Source organism: Streptomyces torulosus (assembly GCF_001419765.1).
GTDB lineage: Bacteria > Actinomycetota > Actinomycetes > Streptomycetales > Streptomycetaceae > Streptomyces > Streptomyces torulosus.
Map to the genome: position 1 here is coordinate 1 of NZ_LIRK01000909.1, position 3894 is coordinate 3894.

Annotated in this window: 4 protein-coding genes and 1 pseudogene; 1 reads left to right on the top strand and 4 read right to left on the bottom strand. The window is 72.9% G+C overall.

Features of this window, described 5'->3' with window-relative positions; all coding sequences use genetic code 11:
• From AOK23_RS42370 to AOK23_RS42385, 4 genes are all read right to left on the bottom strand, one after another.
• Positions 1–971, bottom strand: a 971-nt coding sequence (locus tag AOK23_RS42370; RefSeq protein WP_055717710.1) for an NAD(P)/FAD-dependent oxidoreductase, incomplete at its 3' end; no start/stop codon positions are given.
• The gene (locus AOK23_RS42375; RefSeq protein WP_055717707.1) at positions 968–1330 is read right to left on the bottom strand and encodes a bifunctional 3-phenylpropionate/cinnamic acid dioxygenase ferredoxin subunit; all 363 of its coding nucleotides are present in this window, start codon (positions 1328–1330) and stop codon (positions 968–970) included. The genes AOK23_RS42370 and AOK23_RS42375, both read right to left, overlap by 4 nt.
• Before the next feature lie 196 nt (positions 1331–1526).
• Positions 1527–2162 carry an MBL fold metallo-hydrolase gene (locus tag AOK23_RS42380; protein ID WP_055717708.1) on the bottom strand — a complete coding sequence of 212 codons (636 nt, stop codon included), beginning with the start codon at positions 2160–2162 and terminating at the stop codon, positions 1527–1529.
• Positions 2159–3244, bottom strand: a complete 1086-nt coding sequence (locus tag AOK23_RS42385) for an S-(hydroxymethyl)mycothiol dehydrogenase (RefSeq protein ID WP_055717709.1) — start codon at positions 3242–3244, stop codon at positions 2159–2161. The genes AOK23_RS42380 and AOK23_RS42385 overlap by 4 nt, the downstream gene beginning before the upstream one ends.
• A gap of 114 nt (positions 3245–3358) precedes the next feature.
• Between AOK23_RS42385 and AOK23_RS42390 the strand changes: the two are divergent.
• Positions 3359–3894, top strand: a pseudogene (locus AOK23_RS42390) (hypothetical protein); the annotation flags it as partial.

Sequence of the window (3894 nt, forward strand, 5' to 3'; positions counted from 1 at the left end):
TGGTCGGACCAGAAGTACGGCGGCCGGGGCACACCCGGTTCCACGGCGCCGCCCGCCAGCAGGGTGGCGACGGCGGCGGCGGGCCGTTCCTGGGCGCCGGTCCAGTGTTCGACGCGGCGGTGGTGTCCGGCGCGCGGGTCGTACCAGGAGGCGCAGTCCCCGACGGCGACGACGCCGGCGAGGCTGGTGCGGCCGTCGGCGCCGCACGTCACGCCGTTGTCGAGCGCGATGCCGGATCCCTCCAGCCACTCGACGCACGGGCGGGCGCCCACGCCGACGACGACGATGTCGGCGGGGATCGTCCGGCCGTCCTCCAGGAGGACGGCGTCGACCCTGGCCTCGCCGCTGAGCCCCTTGACGCCGACTCCGCACAACAGCCGTACGCCGTGGTCGGTGTGGAGGGCGGAGACGATACGGCCCATCTCCTCGCCGAGCGGCCCGGCGAGCGGTGTGGGCGCCGCCTCGACGACCGTCACGTCCAGGCCGAGCGCGGAGGCGGTGGAGGCGACCTCGGCGCCGATGAAGCCGCCGCCGATCACGACCAGCCGTCCGCCGCCGGCCAGTTCGTCCCGTAGGGCGCGGGCGTCGTCCAGGGTGCGCAGGACGTGCACCCCGGCGAGGCCCTCGGAGCCGGGCAGTTGCCGGGCGGCGGCGCCGGTGGCGATGACGATGCCGTCGGCCCGCACCGAGCCGCCGTCGGCGAGCCGCACGGTCCGCTCACGGGCGTCGAGCCCCACGGCCCGGGTGCCGAGCAGCCACTCGGCCCGCAGGTCCTCGCCGTCCGTCTCCAGCGCGAGGTCGGTCTCGCCGAGCACCCCGGAGAGGAACTCCTTGGAGAGAGGGGGCCGGTCGTACGGGCGGTGGAGTTCGTCGCCGATGACGACGAGCCGCCCGTCGTAGCCCTGCTTCCGCAGCGAGCGCGCCGCCGAGAGGCCGGCGAGCGAGGCGCCCACGACGGCCACCGTCCTCACGCGGGACCACCGGCGAGCCGGGCGGCCACGCAGGGCGGCAGGTTGGGGGCGTCCGTGGACACCTTCACATAGATCATGCCGTCCTCGACGACGACCTCGTGCGTCCGCACCGGCAGCTTGGCCGGCGGAGCGTCGACCGCTCCGGTCCGCAGGTCGAACTTCGAGGCGTGCAGCGGGCATTCCACCTCGCAGCCCTCCAGCCAGCCGTCGGCGAGCGAGGCGTCCTGGTGGGTGCAGGTGTCGTCGATGGCGAAGACCTCGCCGTCGTCGGTGTGGAACACCGAGACCGGCGGGTCGATGTCGAGCCGGATGGCCTCGCCTCGCGGAAGATCCGCGAGACGGCACGCGGGAATCATCATGACACCTCGGTGCGTATAGCGAAACGGATTGCGGTAAGCGCAACATCAGTCTGGGGTCGCCCTGAACCCTTGTCAAGGCGTCGAAAGGCCCGCTTCGGACGGGTCCACGGGCCGCCCCGAAGACAGCTCGAAACGCCCGTACCACCTGCGGAAACAGGCGGTACGGGCGCCGCGCGGGGAACCTCGGGGGACCCGGTCAGAAACCGCGGTCGAGCCATTCCTGGAGGTGCGGGGCCTCCGTGGCGATCGTGGTCGTCCCCCCGTGACCGGTGTGGACGACGGTGTCGCCCGGCAGGGTCAGCAGCCGGTCGCGGATGGAGTCGACGATGGTGGGGAAGTCGCTGTACGACCTGCCCGTCGCGCCCGGTCCGCCCGCGAACAGGGTGTCGCCGCTGAAGAGGGCCGCCAGGTCCGGCGCGTACAGGCAGACCGCGCCGGGGGCATGGCCGGGCGTGTGCAGCACGGTCAGCTCGACACCCGCCACCGTCAGGACCTGCCCGTCGGCGAGTTCACCGTCGGGCGCGCGCTCGGGGTGAGTCTGCTTCCACAGCGGCAGGTCGTCCGGATGGAGGAGGATCGGGGCGCCGGTGCGCTCGGCGAGGGCGGGCGCGGCGTCGATGTGGTCGTTGTGGGCGTGGGTGCAGATGACGGCCGTCAGCCTGCGGTCGCCGATGGCCTCGGCGATGGCGTCGGCGTCGTGGGCGGCGTCGATGACGACGACCTCGTGGTCGTCGCCGACGATCCACACGTTGTTGTCGACGTCCCAGGTGCCGCCGTCCAGACTGAAGGTGCCCGAGGTGACGAGGTGTTCGATGCGGGCGTCGGCCGTCACAGGACCACCACCGAGCGCAGCACGTCACCGTGGTGCATCCGCTCGAAGGCCTTCTCCACGTCGTCCAGGGCGATGGTCTCGGTGACGAAGGCGTCGAGGTCGAGCCGGCCCTGGAGATAGAGGTCGATGAGCATCGGGAAGTCACGGGACGGCAGGCAGTCGCCGTACCAGGACGACTTCAGCGAACCACCGCGACCGAAGACGTCGAGCAGGGGCAGCTCCAGCTTCATCTCCGGGGTGGGCACGCCGACGAGGACGACCGTGCCGGCGAGGTCGCGGGCGTAGAAGGCCTGCCGGTACGTCTCGGGGCGGCCCACCGCCTCGATGACGACGTCGGCGCCGAAGCCGCCGGTCAGCTCGCGGATCGCCTCGACGGCGTCGGTGTCGCGGGAGTTGACGGTGTGGGTCGCGCCCAGCTTCTCGGCGGTCCGGAGCTTCCGGTCGTCGATGTCCACCGCGATGATCTTCGCCGCGCCCGCCAGGTTCGACCCGACGACCGCGGCGGCGCCGACCCCGCCGCAGCCGATGACGGCGACGCTGTCACCGCGTCCGACGTTGCCGGTGTTGATGGCCGCGCCGATGCCTGCCATGACGCCGCAGCCGAGCAGACCGGCGGCCGCCGCGGACGCGGCGCGGTCGACCTTGGTGCACTGCCCCGCCGCCACCAGCGTCTTCTCCGCGAAGGCGCCGATACCCAGCGCCGGGGACAGCTCCGTGCCGTCGGTCAGGGTCATCTTCTGCTTGGCGTTGTGCGTGGCGAAGCAGTACCACGGCCGGCCGCGCCGACAGGCCCGGCACTGCCCGCACACGGCACGCCAGTTGAGGATGACGAAGTCACCGGGGGCCACGTCGGTGACTCCCTCCCCCACCGACTCCACGACACCGGCGGCCTCGTGGCCCAGCAGGAAGGGGAAGTCGTCGTTGATGCCGCCCTCGCGATAGTGGAGATCGGTGTGGCAGACCCCGCACGCCTCGATCCTGACCAGCGCCTCACCCGGTCCGGGGTCGGGCACGATGATCGTTTCCAGGCTGACGGGGGCGCCCTTCCCTCGCGCGACGACAGCACGGACCTGGTGAGCCATGGCCACTCCTCGGCTGGTACAAGACCTCAGACTGATGTTGCTTATGGCGGTACACAACGCATGTTCCGCAACACAGCATCGGGGAGGGTGGACCCGGGGTCAAGGATTCGACCTGTGGTTTCCGGCAGGCCGCGCAGGGGTCGCACTCGCCCCGGCAGGCGTCGCACCCGCCAGGGCTCCCGGCGCCTCGGCGGGGCGCCGTCGCCCGTCGAAGCCGGTTTCCGGCTGCTGGCCCGGCTGCGCCGCGCTCCCGCACTGCACCCGCACGGACTGACGTGCGCGGCGGAGCTGGAGGTCGTGACCGACGGGGGTGAACCCTGGGGCGTCCCCTGGCTGGACAGGGTCGGGCTGTACGGGGCCACGGTGCGCCTCTCCCGAGCGGCCCGGCTGCCACGGCGGCTGCCCGACGGGCTGGGGCTCGCCGTGCGCGTCACCCGGGCAGACGGACCGGACCGCCCCCTCGCTCTACTCCTCACCGGCAGCGGCCGGGGCCGGTTCACCCGCCGTCTCCCCCTGCCGCGCGCCGACACACTGGGCGGCCCGTACTCCAGCCTGGTCGCCTACCGGGTCGCCGCGCACCCGTGCTCGCCGTGCCGGCCGGGGGAAGGCCGCGAGGACGCGGGAGGGGCCGGCGACCCGGTAGGCGACCA